Genomic DNA, 17,353 nt, shown 5'->3' with positions numbered 1-17,353 from the left:
ACAAAAAAAGGCGAGATTTTTATCTCGCCTTTTTTTGATTCATTAACATATCTTAAACACTTATCCTCTAAAAAATAAAACCATTTCACTCATTAGAAACCGTCGCATTTTTAATTTTTAATTTACCACTTTTATTCCACTAGCCAAGAAACGAATTTCCTCTTTAGGCGCGTTAATAGCATCTATTTCTGCCTTTGTTTTTTTAGCATCTTTTGCATAATGCTTCAACTCCTCAACTGATGTTACTTTTCTCTCTACACTTCCTTCTAAAACAACATTCTTACCTTTTACTGCCGTAGGTACAAAAAAAGCATAATCTTTCATTTTAACGAAGAAAGATGCCCCGTCATCCGTTTTAACGCTTATCCAACAACCTCTTTTCGGACAAACATCTGTCACTTCTCCCCTAACCGCAACGCTTTCTATTTTATTTGTAGCTTTTAAATCTTTCTGCAATTCCCCTACAGAAATCGCTTTACTCATCAAAGCTTCTGAAACATTTTCACCATAATAATCTCCAACGAAAGCATTGCCTGCTGGCGGAGCTGGTTTTTCTACAGCTTCTTGAGCAAAAGACGAAGAAAAAAAACACATAAACAAAATCATCGAGTAAAATACTTTTTTCATATTTCATTATTTTTAATTCAATACATCAAACTTGAACAAACTAAAATACACATTTATCTCAAATTATTACAAATCAATTTTGGCTCAAAATTTCACAAATAAAAAAAGTCCCAATTCACATTGGGACTTTTTAATTATATAATTGAATATTATTTCAATTTCTTTTTGATTGCTACTTCATGGTAAGCCTCAATAACATCATTAATTTCGATATCATTAAATCCTTTTATCTGGATACCACAATCATAACCTTTACTTACTTCTTTCACGTCGTCTTTGAAACGTTTTAAAGCAACTAACTCACCTGTATGAACCACAACTCCATCTCTAATAACTCTAATTTTAGAGGTTCTTAAGATTTTACCATCTGTCACCATACATCCAGCAATCGAACCAACTTTAGAAATTTTGAAAATCTCACGAATTTCAGCATTTCCTAAAATTTCTTCTTTCATTTCTGGAGCAAGCATTCCTTCCATTGCATCTTTCAAGTCATCGATAGCAGCATAGATAATAGAATAGTAACGGATATCGATTTCTTCTTTATCTGCAAGCTGTCTTGCATTTCCTGCTGGACGAACGTTAAATCCGATGATGATTGCATCTGATGCAGAAGCCAAGTTAACATCAGTTTCTGTAATCGCACCAACTCCTTTATGAATAATATTGATCTGAACTTCTTCTGTAGAAAGCTTAGAGAACGAATCTGATAATGCCTCAACAGAACCATCCACGTCTCCTTTAAGAATCACGTTCAATTCCTTAAACTGACCAAGAGCGATACGACGTCCAATTTCATCAAGTGTAATATGTCTTTGTGTACGTACAGATTGTTCACGCATTAATTGAGAACGTTTAGATGCAATTTGTTTTGCTTCTTTTTCGTCTTCAAATACATTAAACTTATCACCCGCTGTTGGAGCTCCATCTAAACCTAAAACAGATACCGGAGTCGAAGGACCAGCACTTAAAATAGTATGCCCTCTTTCATCATGCATTGCTTTAACTTTACCGTGGTGTTTACCTGCCAACATATAATCTCCAATTTTCAAAGTACCTTGTTGCACTAAAATCGTAGACACATATCCTTTTCCTTTATCTAAGTAAGCCTCAACAACAGTTCCTTGAGCTCCTTTATTTGGATTTGCTTTTAGATCTAAAATCTCAGCTTCCAATAAAACTTTCTCTAATAATTCTTTAACACCTGTTCCAACTTTTGCAGAAATATCATGTGACTGAATTTTTCCACCCCAATCTTCAACAAGTAAATTCATACCAGCCAAACGCTCTTTAATTTTATCAACATTCGCGTTTGGTTTATCAATTTTATTGATTGCAAATATAATTGGCACTCCCGCAGCCTGTGCGTGAGAAATTGCTTCTTTAGTTTGTGGCATGATATCATCATCTGCCGCTACTACGATAATCGCAATATCTGTAACTTGAGCTCCACGTGCACGCATCGCGGTAAACGCCTCGTGACCCGGAGTATCTAAGAATGCTATTTTTTGTCCGTTATCTAAAGTAACCCCATATGCTCCAATGTGCTGAGTAATACCTCCTGACTCACCAGCAATTACATTTTCTTTACGAATATAATCCAGTAAAGATGTTTTACCGTGGTCAACGTGACCCATTACTGTCACAATTGGCGCTCGTGTTACTAAATCTTCTTCTCTATCTTCAACAACCTCGATTGCTTCTTCAATATCTACCGTAATGAATTCAACATCATAACCAAATTCATCTGCTACAATAGTTAATGTTTCAGCATCTAGACGCTGGTTCATGGTAACCATGATACCAAGAGACATACAAGTTCCAATTACTTTAGTAATCGGCACATCCATCATGATTGCAATTTCACCTACAGTAACGAACTCTGTAACTTTAATCGTTTTACTTCCTTCGTCAAGAGCTCTTTGCTCATCATCAGATTTCTGACGGTGCGTTTCTCTTTTATCTCTTCTATATTTTGCCGCTTTAGATTTCCCTCCTTTACCTTGAAGTTTTTCAAGAGTTTCTCTAATTTGGTTTTTTACTTCTTCTTCAGTAGGCTCAACTTTTGCTACAATTGCAGGACGGTTTCCTTTTACAAAACCTGGTCTCTGACTTCTGTTCGCATTAAATCCTCCTCCACTATTTTGAGCTGGTTTATTATTCGGATTTGGCGTTCCACCCGCATTACCTGTAGCAGGCTTTGGCGCACCAGGCGTACCCGGTTTTGGACCAATTCTTTTACGCTTATTTTTATTATTTGCGTTGTTGTTATTACCAACACCAGGAGCTCCAGGTTTATTCTGAGCCGCTTTAGGATCTTCTTTCTTCTTCTTAGGTTTATTAAATTGAGATAAATCAATTGTCTGACCTGTAAGAGTTGTTCCTGTAAGTTTTTGGTATTGAGTAGTAATAGTTTCCTCTGAAGTTGTTGGATCAGTAGACACGATTGGCTCCTGAGCAACTTTAGATTCTACTTTAACTTCTTTTTTCTCAGTAATAATAGGTTCTTCTTTTTTTGTTTCAGAAACAGGAGTTGAAACAACTGATTCAGATTTTACTGTTTCATTTTGAACAGGTTTTTCTGGTTGCACAGGTGCAACAACAGCTTTTGGCTCTTCAGCCTTAACCGTTTCCTCAGAAGGAGTAATCGCAGGTTTTTTTGGATTCAAGTCAATTTTACCCACTTGTACAGGTCCCGAAACAACCGCTCTCGCTTTAATTATTTCTTGCTGTTTTTGACGCTCTTCTTCTTGTCTGCGTTTGTCTTCAATTTCTTTCTCACGCTCTACACGTAATGCTTCTTTTTCCTTTCTTTTTTCTTCTCCAACCTCTTTAGAAGCCTCCTTGTTCCCCTTATCGCCCGCAAATTGGCTTTGAAGGATATTAAATTCGCTATCAGAAATTTTTGCATTTGGATTTGCATCAATAGCAATTCCTTTATCTTTTAGATAATCTACAGCTCTTTCTAACGAAATATTTAATTCCCTTAAAACCTTGTTTATTCTTATTACTCTCTCTTCAGACATATAACCTTTTTATTATTACCTTTTTCGTTGTGTTGTTAGAGCAGATCTAAGCCATTGCTTAATTATCAAACTCTTCTTTTAGTATCTTCATAACATCTAGAATCGTTTCCTCTTCTAAGTCTGTTCTTCTTACTAAATCTTCTACGTCGTGTTTCAAGATACTTTTTGCTGTATCCAAACCGATCTTTGCAAACTCTTCAATTACCCACTCTTCGATCTCATCTGAGAACTCTGTTAATTCAACATCGTCTTCATCTGCAACAGTACCGGCAACATCTCCTTCACGAATAACATCTAGCTCATAACCTGTCAATTGACCTGCTAATTTGATATTGTGACCACCTCTACCAATTGCTTTAGAAACCTCTTCTAATTTCAAGAACACTTCAGCTCTTTTGTTATCTTCATCAATTTTGATAGAAGAAACTTTAGCAGGACTTAAAGCTCTTGTTATAAATAATTGAATATTGTTTGTATAATTGATTACATCAATATTTTCATTTCCTAATTCGCGCACAATTCCGTGAATACGAGAACCTTTCATTCCCACACAAGCTCCAACTGGATCAATTCTATCATCATAAGAATCAACAGCTACTTTTGCTTTTTCACCAGGAATACGAACTACATTTTTAACCGTAATTAATCCGTCGAAAACTTCTGGAATTTCTTGTTCAAATAATTTTTCTAAAAACTTCTCTGAAGTTCTAGACATAATAATTTGAGGTTTATTTCCTTTTAATTCAACGCTTTCAATAATTCCACGCACATTATCTCCTTTACGGAAGAAATCTGACGGAATTTGTTTTTCTTTTGGAAGTACAATTTCATTTCCTTCGTCATCCACTAAGATTACTACTCTTGGACGTACGTGGTGTACTTCGGCTGTATAAATATCACCGATAATATCTTTAAATTGCTTGTAAAGATTTGTATTATCGTGTTCGTGAATTTTAGATATTAAATTTTGACGAAGCGCTAAGATAGCTCTTCTTCCCAAATCAATCAATTTTACTTCTTCAGAAACTTCTTCACCAATTTCAAAATCCGCTTCAATTTTTCTTGCTTCAGTCAATGTAATTTCCTCATTTTCAAAATCAAGATCCTCATCAGCAACAATTACTCTTCTTCTCCAGATTTCCATATCACCTTTATCAGGGTTTATAATGATATCGAAATTTTCATCTGAACCGTATTTTTTCTTTAATGCATTTCTAAATACGTCCTCTAAAATTGCCATAAGCGTTACACGATCAATAAGTTTATTATCTTTAAACTCTGAGAATGAATCGATTAATGCTAAATTTTCCATGCGAATTTTTTAATTAAAATTAAAATGTTACCGTAACAACTGCCTCTTTAATTTCTGTATAAGGTATTTGTTGCTCTTTTTGAACTGTTTCTTTTCCTTTTCCTACTTTTTTCGGTTCTCTTGCTTTCCAAGACAAAATTATAAAAACATCATTAGCTTCTACTAATTCTGCTTCTATTTTTTCCGTATTTGTGGTAACAATCAACGTTCTACCAACATTTTTCTTGTATTGTCTTACCATTTTCAATGGCGTTCCTACTCCAACCGATGCTACTTCAAGAGAAAAATCTTGTTCTTCACGATCCAGATTATTCTCGATTGCACGACTAATGTCGATACAGTCTTGCAACGCCACTCCATTATCACCGTCTAAACCAACACTAATTTTAAAAGAATCCGAAACTGCCAAATCAACCAAAAAGACTGATGGTTTTTCCAGAAGAGCTTCTGTAATTAATCCGTTTACTTTTTCTTTAAATGTCATAATTTTATAAAAAGAGGGGACACTTAGTCCCCTCATTATTTAGATTTTAATAAATAACAGTGCAAATATAGTGTTTTTTTTATAAATCAAATAAATTGATTGCTCTAAAATAATTCCGTATCTTTATAATAGCATCAAAACATGTAATTATTCATATTTTTAACCCTCAAAATCATGAAACGAATTTTAGTACCTACCGACTTCTCAGAACATGCAGAAGACGCTTTAAGAGTTGCCGCTCAAATCGCAAAAAAGAACAATTCTGAAATCATTCTTCTACACATGCTCGAATTACCGCAACAATCTAACGACGCTATAGTGGGCGGAACAAGCATCCCTGAAACTATGCTTTTTATGAAAAAAGCAAACGAAACACTAGATGAAGTTGCCTCAAAAGAATATTTAGAAGGAATACCGGTAACTGAAATTGTAAAAATGGACAAACCGATACACGGAATTACGCAAATAGGAAAAGATTATGATGTCGATTTAATAATAATGGGATCTCACGGCTCATCTGGCGTTGAAGAACTATTAATTGGCTCTAACACTGAGAAAGTAGTTAGAAATTCAGAAATCCCTGTTTTAGTCATCAAGAAAAACATCCCAAATTTTAACGCCTCAAACATTGTTTTTGCTTCTGATTTTTCTGAAGAAGCAAAAAAACCATTTGAAAAACTTTTAAGCTTTACGAAACTATTTGATTCAAAACTCCACCTGGTTACCATTTGCACACCTAATAGTTTTAAACCAACTCATGTTAGCGAAAAAGCAATGAACGATTTTGTGGCAGAATTCGACATTACCAATTATACAACCCAAATTTATAATGACACCAATATCGAAAAAGGAATTATCAATTTCTCCAACAGAATAGATGCTGATGTAATTGGAATGTGTACACACGGAAGAACTGGTTTTGCACACTTCTTTAACGGAAGCATAAGTGAAGGATTAGTAAACCATGCCGTTAAACCTGTAATTACATTTAAAATATAAATACAAAAAGCTTCTCAAATGAGAAGCTTTTTTTTACTAATTAAACATTATAGAATTGACAACATTCTTTTATTTGTTATCACAACCCAAGTAAATCTCGTACCTGCTGCACAGTCATACCAAGAAATGCGGCAGCAGCATCAATACCAATAGCATTAACAATTTTTTCGACCTCATCAACCCAGTTCCCTCCTTTTACTTGTTTCATCTCATAAGGAGTTAACTCCGTAAAATCTAAATTCTCCATAGCTTCAATTATTAAATTATTAATCAGTTAAAAACAAAGAAATAGTATGTAGTATTTCCACTACAACAAATACACACAAAACATTGACAATCAATATAATAAATAAAAAAAATATTTTAAAGAAAAACTCCAAGATAGATTTGACAACATTTTTAAATATTTATTTGCATAACAAAAACCAAACAATTAGCTTTTTTTTCCTTCTAAAAAAAAAACTCCTCATTCATGAGCTTTTCAACAAAGTTTATTTGAGCCTTACAACAAAGTTACCAACAAGCTTTATGCGGAACTTTGTCAAATAAATCAAAAAGTACATATCATGAAAACAATAGACAAAATTTACATTAACGGAGAATTTGTTACTCCGCAAGGAACAGAATATTTTGACCTTGTTAGCCCAACAACAAATGAGAAACTAGGAAAAGTTCTTTTAGGAAATACCGAAGACACCAAAAAAGCAATCGAAGCTGCGAAAAATGCATTCAAAATTTTTTCAAAAACAACAATCTTAGAAAGAATTCAGTACCTCAAAAACATTAAATCTTCTATTGAAAAAAGAAAAGACGACTTTATCAATATAATGATAGAAGAATATGGCGGAACATTTCAATTTGCAAGCGTAAGTTACGATTACATGATAAAAGGTTTTGACTCCACAATCAATCTGCTTAACACCTACAACTTCACCAAAACAATGGGCGAATCTGAAGTTCAAATGGCACCAATTGGCGTTGTAGGAATTATTATCCCATGGAATTCAAGCAACGGCTTTATCAGCAGCAAATTATCTACCGCAATCGCAGCAGGATGCACAACCGTAATTAAACCAAGCGAAATGAGTGCTCAACAAACACAATTAATTACCGAATGTCTTCATGAAGCAAATCTCCCGAAAGGCGTATTTAATATTGTAAATGGTTTGGGAGAAATTGTTGGAGCAGAAATAAGCAGAAATCCAGATATTGCCAAAATATCTTTTACAGGATCAACCAACGTTGGAAAAATAATCGCAAAAGAGGCTGTTAATACGATGAAAAGAGTCACCCTCGAACTTGGCGGAAAATCTCCCAACATCATTCTAGACGATGCCGATTTCTCAAAAGCCATTCCGCTTGCACTTGGAGCAGCGTTTATGAATAGCGGACAAGCTTGTATTGCAGGTACTAGGTTACTGATTCCAGAACATAAACTAGAAGAAACAAAACTTCTCATTAAAGAAATAGCTTCAAACTTCATTGTCGGCGACCCAAAAAACCCAAATACAGCCGTAGGACCAATGGTTAGCAAAAAACAATACAATCGCGTTCAAGATTATATCCAAACCGGAATTAATGAAGGCGCAGAAATACTGATAGGAGGATTAGGAAAACCAGAAGGATTAGAAAACGGAAATTTTGTTAAACCTACAATCTTTACCAACGTAAACAATCAAATGCGTATTGCACGAGAAGAAATATTTGGACCTGTTCTATCTATTATTACTTATAAAACCGAAGAAGAAGCAATCGAAATTGCGAATGACACCACTTATGGATTACAGGCTTACGTGAGTTCATCAGATTCAAAAAGAGCCTATACCGTCGCATCACAAATTAATGCTGGCCGCGTACAAGTTAACGGAATCGGCCATGACCCGATGGCTCCTTTTGGAGGATTTAAACAATCAGGAATCGGACGCGAATTTGGAACACTTGGCCTAGAAGCATACTTAGAACCAAGAGCATTAATTCAGCCAAAATAATCCTCATTAATCTGGAAATCTTTCTGTTTAAAGATTTCCAGATCTTTTAGTATTTTTACAATATGAGCACAGAAACACATACAAAGCCAAAAATACTCTACTCTTGCTACTACTCACGAAGCCGAGAAGGAGAACATTTTATACCCGAACATGTTTTTAGCTATCAGATTTCTGGCGAAATGATCGTTACAGACAATCAAAATACTTTTCACTCAAAACCAGGAGACTTCCGTTTTAGCAGAAGAAATCATTTGGCCAAGTTTACGAAGATTCCGCCCGAAGGAGGAGAATTCAAAACCATTTCTCTTTTTCTCGATCAAGAAATCTTAAGGGAGATTAGCAAAGAGCACAACATAAAAGCAGATAAGAAAGCTGACACAGATGCTATGTTCTCATTAGCTCCCAACCCACTCTACAAATCTTTTATGGAATCACTGATATCCTATTTAGAAGTCGACGAAGAAAACAACGAAGCTTTATTCAATTTAAAAATCAAAGAAGCTATTCATCTTTTATTAAAAGTAAATCCTGAATTAAAAGACATTTTATTTGATTTTAATGAACCTGGAAAAATTGATCTAGAAGCTTTTATGAACAAAAACTTCCACTTTAATGTTCAAATGCATCGATTCGCCTATCTTACAGGGAGAAGTCTAGCAACATTTAAAAGAGATTTTCAGAAAGTATTTGAACAAACGCCCGGAAAATGGCTTTTAAACAAAAGACTTCAGGAAGCTTATTATTTAATCAGCCAAGGAAATCCGCCATCAGAAGTATATATTGGTGTTGGTTTTGAGGATCTTTCACATTTTTCATTTTCATTTAAAAAGAAATTCGGAATCGTTCCCTCTTCTTTAAATCACAAATAAAAAGACCAAGGCGATTCAAAATCAACACTTAAAAAGAACAACCACTCATTTTAAATTTACGGCATAAAAAAAGCCTCTCATTTCTGAGAGGCTTTTCTGTTGGTCTACTAGGACTCGAACCTAGAAAGACGGCACCAAAAACCGTAGTGTTACCATTACACCATAGACCAGCAGTGCGGTTAAGCGGGTGCAAAATTAAAACTTTATTTAATTTATGCAAATTTTAAGCAAAACTTTTTTAAATAAAAAAAAGTCTCTCATTTCTGAGAGACTTTTCTGTTGGTCTACTAGGACTCGAACCTAGAAAGACGGCACCAAAAACCGTAGTGTTACCATTACACCATAGACCAGCAGTGCTATTAGCGAGTGCAAATTTAAGTCTTTATTTAGTTTGTGCAAACTTTTTGGCCAAAAAAAATCATTTTTTTTGATTTTTCTCCGTTTGAAATCCCTAACAACAATAGAAGTTCCTCATAAACAACATATTGCTCTTTCCCGATAGTTTTATAGAATTTTTTGTTAATGCTCGTTTCTTTACATAAAAAAACATTTTCTTTGTAGGATAGAAAAACACTCAAATTTTTAACACCTAAATATGGCACAATTCAATTTCAATAAATGGAATACAATTATTGGTTGGTTTGCATTTGCAATCGCTTTAATAACTTATACATTAACAGTAGAACCTACAATGAGCTTTTGGGATTGCGGAGAATATATTGCTACCGCAGCTAAACTTGAAGTAGGTCACCCACCGGGAGCTCCACTTTTCCAGATGATGGGTGCATTTTTTGCAATGTTTGCAATAGATGCTCAACATGTGGCTCTAATGGTTAACATGATGTCTGTTTTCTCTAGCGCATTTACCATATTATTTATGTTCTGGTCTTCTTCTATGATCTTAAAAAAGATTGTGGCTCGTTTTGCAGAAATTGACCAAAACAATTCGATTGTTATTTTAGGAAGCTCTTTTGTTGGGGCTTTGGCTTATACGTTTTCTGATAGTTTTTGGTTTAACGCAGTAGAAGCCGAAGTTTATGCAATGGCATCTTTATTAATCGCATTGCTTTTCTGGCTTGGTTTACGTTGGGAGCAAGACATGGACAAACCAAAAGGAAACAAATGGCTTTTAATTATTTCTTTAGTTATTGGTCTTTCGTTTGGAGTTCACTTCATGGCTCTTTTAACTATTCCTTCTATTGGATTCTTATATTATTTCAAACATTACGAAAAAGTTACCATAAAAAACTTCCTTATTGCCAATGTAGTTGTTATCGGAATCTTGTTATTTATTTTTAAATTACTTCTTCCATTGACGATGGCATTTTTCGGAAAAACCGAAATCTTCATGGTGAATAGTATGGGACTTCCATTCAATTCAGGGACTATCTTTGTTGCATTAGTATTTATTGCGTTTTTCTATTTTGGATTAAAATACACGAGACAAAAAGGTTTAATATTCTACAACACTATTATATTATGTGTTTTATTTATCCTGATTGGTTTCTCAACTTGGTTAATGCTTCCTGTTCGTGCAAATGCGAATACCGTTATTAACGAAAACAAACCATCAGATGCTACTGAGGTTTTAGCTTATTACAATCGTGAGCAATATGGTGTAAATCCTTTGTTTTACGGACCTCAATACACGGAACTTTTTGCTGGTCTTGATGCTAAAACACCTTATTTAGACAAAAAACCAAACTACGAAAGAGATTATAAAACAGGTAAATATATTATTACCAATAATTATAAGAATGCAGAACAAAATTCTGACGATAACCAGAAAGCAATTCTGCCAAGAATGTGGAGTACAGAAACGGGTCACATTCAAAACTACATCAACTTTACAAATCCTCCGAAGTTCCGAATCAATCCTAATTACAATTATGATGAAGATTTGGCAAAATACGGAATCGATGCTAGCCAATTAAGCGAAGATGAATACAATAAAGCTACGGCTCAATTGCGTAATGAGGTTGAAAAAACAGTTTCTGAATTCAGAAAAGCTTACGCTCAAAAACAAATTGACAACGAAGGTTACGTAAAATTCTTAAGAAGCTACGGCGAGTATTTACTTATCGAAAAACCTTCTACAGCAGACAACTTCAGTTTTATGTTTGAATACCAATTTGGATATATGTACTGGAGATATTTAATGTGGAATTTTGTTGGACGCCAAAACGATGTTCAAGGTAAATACGATAATCTTGACGGAAACTGGATTAGCGGGATCAAAGCTTTAGATTCTGTTCATTTAGGTTCTCAAGACAATTTACCTTCTGATGTATTAAATAACAAAGGGCGTAATGTTTATTATTTCCTTCCGTTTATTTTAGGATTAATTGGTATTATGTACCATGCCAATAAAGATTTGAAGAGTTTCTATGTTCTTCTGGCTTTGTTTTTATTTACAGGAATTGCACTAAAAATATATTTAAATGAAAGACCTTTTGAACCTCGTGAAAGAGATTATGCTCTGGTAGGTTCCTTCTATGTCTTTGCCATCTGGATCGGATTTGGTGTTTATTCGCTTTATGAAAGTCTGCAGAAATACTTGGCTCCAAAAATTGCTGGACCAGTAATTATTGCTGGAAGTTTATTGGCAGCTCCTGTTTTAATGGCTTCTCAAAACTGGGATGATCACGATAGATCTGGAAGATATACAGCAGTTGCTATGGCAAAAGCTTATTTAAGTTCTTGCGATAAAGATGCTATTTTATTTACCATTGGAGACAACGACACCTTCCCTCTTTGGTACGCGCAGGAAATTGAGCATTTTAGAACCGATGTGAAGATTGTAAATACAAGTTTATTTATGACAGATTGGTATATTGATCAAATGAAAGCGAAGTCTTACGAATCAAATCCGTTGCCTATTTCTTTTGTACACAGCCAATATGTAGGAGATAACTTGGATTACACAGCTTACATTCAGAAAATTGATACACGCTGGAATATTAAAGATTTTATCGATTTCATCAAAAACCCTAAATCGACTGTTGGTTTACAAAACGGACAAACGATCCATTTCTACCCAACAAACAAGATTAGAGTGAATGTTGACAAAAACACTATTATTCAAAATAAAGTAGTTAATCCTAAATATTATGATTCTATTGTTCCTTATTTAGACATTGATATCAAAGGAAGCGCATTATACAAAAACCGTTTAATGATGCTTGATATCTTAGCAAATAACAACTGGAAAAGACCAATCTATTTTAGTGGTGGTGCTTTTGATGATGAAGATTATTTATGGCTAAAAGATTATCTGCAATTGGACGGAATGGTTTACAAATTGGTTCCAGTAAAAAACACTCCTTCTAAAGATGGAGGACCATTAGATATGGGACAAATCGATGCAGATAAAATGTATGATATTGTAATGAAATGGGATTGGGGCAATAGCGAAAGTGAAAAAATCTATCACGATCCTGAAACTAGAAGAAACAGTATTACATACCGTACGAATCTTTCGAGATTAATGAACGAGCTTATTGCTGAAGGCAAAATTGATAAAGCCAAAAACATAATCAATTTAGCAATGACCAAAATGCCTTTAGACAAATATGGTTATTATTCATTAGTTGAAGCTTTTGGAGATGGTTATTATAAAGTTGGTGAAAAAGCTAAGGCGCAAGACCTTTTAAATAAATTAGTTCAGAAATATAAAGAGAATCTAAACTATTACAGCACATTGCCTCCTTCTGACCAAACTTCTTTAGCAGTAGACATTATTACTGATATTGAACGTTACAGAAGCTTGCTACACGTAATGGACGACAATAAAGACAATGCTTTTTACAACCAGCACAAAACTACGTTTAACACTTATGTAAATGTTTTCGAGCGTTTTGGACGTGAAAAAGAGTAATTAATATACGTAAATCTTACTTATTAAAAAAATGCAGCGCTGTTTGATAAATAGCGCTGCATTTTTTAATTTTATACTATTGTAATTTTAATTCAAAATGAGCTTCTATTGGGTAAAAACTAACGCATTTATCAAAAAGGTATTTTCTAAATATTGCTGGGATATTCCTAACAACGAAAAGAAAATATACCTCACTTTTGATGATGGCCCTACTCCAGAAATTACAGACTGGGTTTTATCTGAATTAAAAAAATTTGATGCTAAAGCCACTTTCTTCTGTATCGGAAAAAACATTAAAGCCAATCTGGCTTTGTTTGACAAGTTAATCACCGACGGACATTCAATTGGAAACCATACCATGAATCATGTTAATGGATGGAAAAGCCACACGAATGAATATATTGAGAATGTACAAAACTGCGCCGCTATTTTAGACGAGCAAGAGAAAACCCCTCACCGTTTATTATTTCGTCCTCCTTATGGAAAAATTAAAAAAGCACAGTCTAAAATTCTTAGAAGCTTAGGCTATAAGATTGTAATGTGGGATGTTTTAAGTGCTGATTTTGATCAAAGTATTACGCCAGAAAAATGTCTTGAAAACGTAACGAAAAATGTAAAATCAGGTAGCGTAATTGTTTTTCATGACAGTATTAAGGCTTCTCCAAATTTAAGATTTGCCCTGCCTAGAACACTGCATTTTTTAAAAGAAAACGGATATAAGTTTGATATTATTCACTAAATAACATCAATTAAAAGAAGTTATTTAGACATTAAATTGTTCCTGAACAATTCCGATAATAGTATTAGCATCAAGCTCTCCAGATTGTCTCCAGATCATTTGTCCTTCTTTGTAAATCATTAAAGTGGGAAGTCCTTTAATACGAAGTGCTTCTGCGAGTTCCTGATTTTTATCTACATCAATTTTGATTACTTTGGCTTTATCGCCAAGTGCAGCCGCTACGTCCTTAATAACAGGATGCATAGAAACCGAAGATTCATTCCAATCTGTGTAAAAATCAATTAACACTGGAACTTGGGCATTTATTAGTTCTCCAAATTTTGACATAAAACCAAAAATTTAAGTTTTTTAAATCTCTTAAAAGAAATAAATATTATACAAATGTAGCATTTTTAACGAATTAAGCGACATTACGGCCTTTTTTTAGTTCAATTACTGTTATTTCAGGCATAATTCCAACTCGTCCTGGATAAGCGTGAAAACCAAATCCGCGGTTAACATAAACGTATTTTCCGACGTTTTCGTACAAACCTGCCCACTGTTTATAAATGTATTGTGCCAAACTCCATTTAAAATAACCTGGAATTTCAATTCCAAACTGCATACCGTGAGTATGGCCAGCAAAAGTCAGATGAAAATTCTTTGGATGGTCTTTAATTTCAGCATCCCAATGGCTCGGATCATGGCTCATTAAAACTTTAAAATCGTCTTGATGCACATTTTCTGAAGCTTTGTTTAAATCGCCTGCTTTTTTAAAATTCACTCCCCAATTCTCTACTCCAATCAAAGCGATTTTATCGTCACCTTTTTGAATATAAGTATGCTCATTCAACATTAATTTAAAACCAATCTGACCATAAAGGTCTTTAATCGCCTTGAAATTTTCGTCTTTTTCTTTCTCAGATGGCCATGTTACATATTCGCCATAATCATGATTTCCTAAAACAGCAAACTTCCCGTATTTATAATCTTTAATACGCTTAAAAGTTTCCAGCCAAGGATGCATTTCTTTGGCATGTGTATTTACAATATCTCCTGTAAACAAAATCAAATCTGATTCTTGTGCATTGATCAAATCAATAGCATAATTAATTTTTTCTGGATTATCAAAACTTCCGCTGTGAACATCAGAAATCTGCGTGATTTTAAAACCGTCAAAAGCATCTGGAAGATCTGGAAAAAATATGGTTTGTTTGATTACTTTGAAATTATATTTCCCTTCAAAAATTCCGTAAATAATAGAAAGAAACGGAATTGCCGCCAAACCTAAAGCAATCTGGCTTACAAATTTTCTTCTGTCGGGCATCATCTCCTTTCGAGGAGTATTGTAAACAAAATAATTCAGTATACTGGCCCCTACTCTAATAATATCCTCGCCAAACATTATTAATGTAAGTACAATTTTTGGCACATATACGACAAGCATCAAACCTGTAGTAAACATAAATTGCCTAGTCTGACCAACTGATCGGTCTACCTGCGAAAAAGAATAGATAATAAAAATTAAAACCAGCAAGCTTATAACTTGATAGCCAATCAAAACCCAACGTGCTTTGATTAAAGTTCGAAAAGCCTGATAAGAATAGAACTCAATAAATAATAAAAGAGCGCATAGAATTATAAAACGAAAGATCATTTAATTTATAGTTTTAAACAAAGTAACAAAGAATGAAAATTCTATTTCTTTTTATTATAAAAAATTTAACGCTGTTAAAATAAAAAAGCTGAAAGATGGCTCTTTCAGCTTTAACCTACCAACCTTTAAAACTATTTACTCTAAGACCTAAAGTCTCGTTTTATTTTGCTTTTGGAGCTTCTGTTTTTGCAGCTTCTGCTTTTTTCTCACCTTTAGCTTTTTTGTCTGCTTTCTTTTCTGCTTTTTTATCGTGTTTAGCGGCTTTCACTTCTTTCGTTTGCGCTGGCGCTGGAGTTGTTTGTGCGTTTACCATTGAGAATGTTCCTAAAACTGCTACTGCTAAAATTGCTAATTTTTTCATGACTTTAAATTTTTTATGATTGTTTATTTTCATTTTTACAAGTCAAAGATATAATCGCAAAATGAAGACAAAATGAAGAAAAAGTCTTACAGAAAATTTTAACTTTTAATTGGCTTTTTCAAATAACAACGTAAAAATTGTACCTTGATTTAAAGCCGATTTAACTTTGATTTGAATATGATGAAAAGAAGCAATACTTTGTGCAATTGCAAGGCCTAGCCCCTGCCCTTCTTGATCTGAATTAATTCTCGCAAAACGGCTAAATATTTTCTCAAGTTGCGATTCGTCCATTCCTATTCCTGAATCTTTTACCGAAATAAAATAATGTTCCTCTACAAAACCGTCTTCTATAATTATTTTTCCTTTGGGCTTATTGTATTTTATAGCATTGGTTACGAGATTATAAATAAGAATATGAACTAGGGTTTTATTTCCTATAAAAACAAAATCATTTTCCATTTCGTTCATAAACTGAATATCTTTATCCTCAATTCGATCCTGAAGATCTTCCTGCAAATCAATAACAATTTCTCTAAGATTGATTTCTTCATTTGCTTCATATTGATTATTATCTATTCTAGAAATCAACAGTAAATTATTAATGATTTTTTTCAGCATATCTAATGTCTTCAAAGAACCTGCAATCTTATCAATCGCATGATCATCCAAAGATTCATTCTGCAACAAGTTTTCAAGTTTGTTTTTAAGAAGTGCAATTGGAGTAAGAAGTTCGTGCGAAACATTCGAAATAAACTGTTTTTCCTTTTTAAAAACTTCAGTAATTCTATCCATCATTTGATTTAAAACAAAATCCAATTCTCTAAAATCTCTTGAAGTTGCTTTTATTGGAGTATGATCAAATGTTTCTGGCTCGTTTACACGCCTGATTTTGGTATCGATAATTTTGTAAAATGGTTTTAAAAGATATTCGATATAAAAAGTATCGGCCAAAAAAGTAATCAGAAGAATTACCACAAAAACAATGATAATGAAAAGTTTAATCGCAAAAGTCAGATCATTAACCTCGCTCAAACTACTTCCTATTTCAAGCTGATAATCTTCGCCTTCATACGTAAAATGATGCTGCAGGATTCGATACTCGCTTTCTTCCCCTTCTATTTTTCGATATTCGTTACTAAAAGTTGTTTTTTTCTGATGTGGTTTTATGGAAACTCTGGATAAAACCAAAAATTCGCTGTGAAGTGTCGAAAACTCAGAAAAAGCATCGGTTGAATCGTCTGGATTTTCTATAAAATCATTTATTTCTTCCTTATTCAGATGTTCAATAAATTTTTTCTTTTTCTCTAGCAGTGTATTATTAATGTGATGATACACCACATTTTCTACCAAAATTGGAAGCATTAGCCATAAAACCAAAATGACCAGCAGTCTGGTCAAGGCGTTAAAAATAGCTAATTGATGTTTAATTTTCACA

Annotated in this window: 14 protein-coding genes and 2 tRNA genes; 5 read left to right on the top strand and 11 right to left on the bottom strand. The window is 33.7% G+C overall.

Going from position 1 to position 17,353, the window contains the following annotated elements; all coding sequences use genetic code 11:
* Positions 1 to 117: 117 nt before the first annotated feature.
* The 4 genes from QLQ95_RS11690 to rimP form a co-directional block, all read right to left on the bottom strand.
* A complete protein-coding gene (locus QLQ95_RS11690) occupies positions 118 to 627 on the bottom strand; it encodes a DUF4920 domain-containing protein (protein ID WP_428238855.1) in 510 nt (169 codons plus the stop codon).
* Between the two features lie 149 nt (positions 628 to 776).
* Entirely contained in the window at positions 777 to 3,653 is a 2,877-nt protein-coding gene (gene infB / locus QLQ95_RS11685; protein ID WP_095927935.1) for a translation initiation factor IF-2, read from the bottom strand.
* A 58-nt stretch (positions 3,654 to 3,711) separates the two neighbouring features.
* Entirely contained in the window at positions 3,712 to 4,965 is a 1,254-nt protein-coding gene (gene nusA / locus QLQ95_RS11680) for a transcription termination factor NusA (protein WP_095927936.1), read from the bottom strand.
* 19 nt (positions 4,966 to 4,984) lie between these two features.
* Positions 4,985 to 5,449 (bottom strand): ribosome assembly cofactor RimP, encoded by a 465-nt coding sequence (gene rimP, locus QLQ95_RS11675; RefSeq protein WP_172426838.1) that lies wholly within the window; start codon positions 5,447 to 5,449, stop codon positions 4,985 to 4,987.
* A gap of 174 nt (positions 5,450 to 5,623) precedes the next feature.
* Between rimP and QLQ95_RS11670 the strand changes: the two genes are divergently transcribed.
* Entirely contained in the window at positions 5,624 to 6,448 is an 825-nt protein-coding gene (locus QLQ95_RS11670; RefSeq protein WP_095927938.1) for a universal stress protein, read from the top strand.
* 79 nt (positions 6,449 to 6,527) lie between these two features.
* Here the strand turns inward: QLQ95_RS11670 and QLQ95_RS11665 are convergent, their stop codons facing one another.
* Positions 6,528 to 6,695 carry a hypothetical protein gene (locus tag QLQ95_RS11665; protein ID WP_172426839.1) on the bottom strand — a complete coding sequence of 56 codons (168 nt, stop codon included), beginning with the start codon at positions 6,693 to 6,695 and terminating at the stop codon, positions 6,528 to 6,530.
* Positions 6,696 to 7,014: 319 nt separating this feature from the next.
* Between QLQ95_RS11665 and QLQ95_RS11660 the strand changes: the two genes are divergently transcribed.
* Together QLQ95_RS11660 and QLQ95_RS11655 are read left to right on the top strand one after the other, a co-directional pair.
* Positions 7,015 to 8,436, top strand: coding sequence for an aldehyde dehydrogenase family protein (locus QLQ95_RS11660; protein WP_482503897.1), 1,422 nt, complete (start codon positions 7,015 to 7,017; stop codon positions 8,434 to 8,436).
* Positions 8,437 to 8,498: 62 nt separating this feature from the next.
* Entirely contained in the window at positions 8,499 to 9,305 is an 807-nt protein-coding gene (locus QLQ95_RS11655) for an AraC family transcriptional regulator (protein WP_095927940.1), read from the top strand.
* A gap of 99 nt (positions 9,306 to 9,404) precedes the next feature.
* Here QLQ95_RS11655 and QLQ95_RS11650 read toward each other — a convergent pair.
* A tRNA-Gln gene (locus QLQ95_RS11650) sits at positions 9,405 to 9,475 on the bottom strand.
* Positions 9,476 to 9,584: 109 nt separating this feature from the next.
* A tRNA-Gln gene (locus QLQ95_RS11645) sits at positions 9,585 to 9,655 on the bottom strand.
* A gap of 245 nt (positions 9,656 to 9,900) precedes the next feature.
* On the opposite strand from QLQ95_RS11645, the gene QLQ95_RS11640 reads away from it, so the two are divergent.
* Both QLQ95_RS11640 and QLQ95_RS11635 read left to right on the top strand, forming a co-directional pair.
* Positions 9,901 to 13,182, top strand: coding sequence for a glycosyltransferase family 117 protein (locus QLQ95_RS11640; protein ID WP_320493325.1), 3,282 nt, complete (start codon positions 9,901 to 9,903; stop codon positions 13,180 to 13,182).
* Positions 13,183 to 13,279: 97 nt separating this feature from the next.
* The gene (locus QLQ95_RS11635; RefSeq protein ID WP_320493326.1) at positions 13,280 to 13,921 is read left to right on the top strand and encodes a polysaccharide deacetylase family protein; all 642 of its coding nucleotides are present in this window, start codon (positions 13,280 to 13,282) and stop codon (positions 13,919 to 13,921) included.
* 24 nt (positions 13,922 to 13,945) lie between these two features.
* Here QLQ95_RS11635 and QLQ95_RS11630 read toward each other — a convergent pair whose 3' ends face one another.
* The 4 genes from QLQ95_RS11630 to QLQ95_RS11615 form a co-directional block, all read right to left on the bottom strand.
* Positions 13,946 to 14,248: a thioredoxin family protein gene (locus tag QLQ95_RS11630; protein ID WP_008466807.1), complete on the bottom strand. Its 303-nt coding sequence runs from the start codon at positions 14,246 to 14,248 to the stop codon at positions 13,946 to 13,948.
* 73 nt (positions 14,249 to 14,321) lie between these two features.
* Complete coding sequence (locus QLQ95_RS11625) at positions 14,322 to 15,557, bottom strand: metallophosphoesterase (RefSeq protein ID WP_320493327.1); 1,236 nt, start codon at positions 15,555 to 15,557, stop codon at positions 14,322 to 14,324.
* 160 nt (positions 15,558 to 15,717) lie between these two features.
* Positions 15,718 to 15,918 (bottom strand): hypothetical protein, encoded by a 201-nt coding sequence (locus tag QLQ95_RS11620; protein WP_248729350.1) that lies wholly within the window; start codon positions 15,916 to 15,918, stop codon positions 15,718 to 15,720.
* A gap of 105 nt (positions 15,919 to 16,023) precedes the next feature.
* Entirely contained in the window at positions 16,024 to 17,352 is a 1,329-nt protein-coding gene (locus tag QLQ95_RS11615) for a sensor histidine kinase (RefSeq protein ID WP_320493328.1), read from the bottom strand.
* Position 17,353: the final 1 nt, after the last annotated feature.

The organism is Flavobacterium sp. B330r (assembly GCF_056824325.1).
Note: the sequence above shows the minus strand (reverse complement) of the source record. Positions and strands in the feature narration are given on the sequence as shown.